Origin of the sequence: Micrococcus sp. HSID17227, assembly GCF_003989405.1 — a bacterium.
Classification (GTDB): domain Bacteria; phylum Actinomycetota; class Actinomycetes; order Actinomycetales; family Micrococcaceae; genus Micrococcus; species Micrococcus luteus.
The window spans coordinates 1-1534 of sequence record NZ_RBLN01000383.1 but is presented as its reverse complement, the minus strand read 5'-3'; the positions used below and the strand labels follow the sequence as shown (position 1 = coordinate 1534).

The following is a 1534-nucleotide window of genomic DNA, read 5'->3' as shown; positions in this document are numbered from 1 at the left end:
CGAGTCCGCGCTGCTGGACGTCGTCGCCGGGGCGGTGGAGCTGGGGATCGGCCACGTGTCCGCGTATGCGTTCTCCACGGAGAACTGGCGGCGCCCGGCGGAGGAGGTGCGCTTCCTCATGGGCTTCTCCCGGGAAGTGCGCGGGCCAGTGGGGCATGGGACATCGTCACGCGGGCGCCCGGCACGCCGGCCTCGGCGAGCGCGACGAGCAGCTCCCGGGCGCCCGGCCGCCACGGCACCCCGCCGACGACCCCCTGGACGACCTCGTCCATCGTCAGGTCGATGATCCGCTGCACGGGCAGGTCCAGACCGGCCTCCTGCAGGCGGCGCGCTCCCTCGTCCAGAGGGTGTCCCACGAGGGAGGCGGCCAGGTCCTCCGACCAGGTGCCGCCGTGCTCGACCACCAGCCGGCGCTGGACGGCGTTCCACAGGGGCTCGGTGTCCACGAGGGTGCCGTCCATGTCCCACAGGACGGCGCGCGGCAGGCGGCGGGCACGGTCGTCCGGGGCGGGCGCGGGGTGGCGGGGCATGGAGTGCATCCTATCGAGCGCCGCCGCCGGGGTGTGCCGGGCGGGTCGCGGGCCGTGACCCCGTCGTCGGGCCGTGTCTAGGCTGGCCGCCATGACCGACGCTACCTCCGAGGACCAGCCGGACGACGTCCTGGGCCCGCTGCGGACCCACCTGACGGCGACCGTGGACGCGCTCGAGGCCGGGCGGCGGGCCCCCACGGTCCTGCTGCTGGCCTTCGAGGGGTGGAACGACGCCGGGGAGGCCGCGACCGGGGCCCTGGGCGCGCTGCGGGAGCAGTGGGACGCGGCGGACGCGGGACGGGTGTGCGACGGCGAGTTCTACGACTACCAGGTCACTCGACCCCTGGTCCGGCGCGACGCCGACGGGCTGGGGACGCTGGACTGGCCGGCGGTCACCCTGCACGAGGCGCTCCTGGACCGTGAGGGTCGGCCCGTCGCGGGCGAGGCTGCCCCGCCGGACGGGGTGCGTGTGCTCCTCGCCGTCGGCGTGGAGCCGAACGTGCGGTGGCGCGCGTTCCTCGAGGAGCTGTTCACGGCGGCCGACGCGCGTGACGTGGACGCCGTCGTGACGCTGGGCGCGCTGCTGGCGGACGTGCCCCACACCCGGCCCCTGCGCGCCCGCCCGACCTCGCCGCTCGTGGACGTGCGGGTGGCCGTCGGCGCGGACCGTCCGGTCTACGAGGGGCCCACCGGGATCATCGGCGTCATCGCGGACGAGGCCGCGCGCCGCGGCCTGCCGAGCCTCTCGCTGTGGGGGACGGTGCCCCACTACGTGGCCCAGGCGCCCTCCCCCAAGACGCTGCTCGGGCTGGTCGAGGCGGTCGAGGACCTGCTGCACGTGAGCGTGTCCACGCGCGGGCTCGAGGACGACGCGAGGGCCTGGCAGCGCGGCGTGGACGAGCTGGCCGCCGAGGACCCCGACGTCGCCGCCTACGTCCGGCAGCTCGAGGAGGCCCAGGACACCCAGCAGCTGCCGGAGGCCTCGGGCGAGTCGATCGCGCGGA

At 76.2% G+C, this 1534-nt stretch carries 2 protein-coding genes and 1 pseudogene; 2 read left to right on the top strand and 1 reads right to left on the bottom strand.

From position 1 onward, the window contains the following. Positions 1-139 (top strand): annotated as a pseudogene (locus D8M29_RS12035) (undecaprenyl diphosphate synthase family protein); the annotation flags it as partial. On the opposite strand, the gene D8M29_RS12030 reads toward D8M29_RS12035, so the two are convergent. Continuing rightward, complete coding sequence (locus tag D8M29_RS12030) at positions 117-461, bottom strand: HAD family phosphatase (protein ID WP_238693416.1); 345 nt, start codon at positions 459-461, stop codon at positions 117-119. The pseudogene D8M29_RS12035 and the gene D8M29_RS12030 sit on opposite strands and share 23 nt — an antisense overlap. 160 nt (positions 462-621) lie before the next feature. Here D8M29_RS12030 and D8M29_RS12025 point away from each other — a divergent pair. Beyond that, a partial coding sequence (locus D8M29_RS12025; protein WP_148111618.1) for a PAC2 family protein occupies positions 622-1534 on the top strand: 913 nt, incomplete at its 3' end.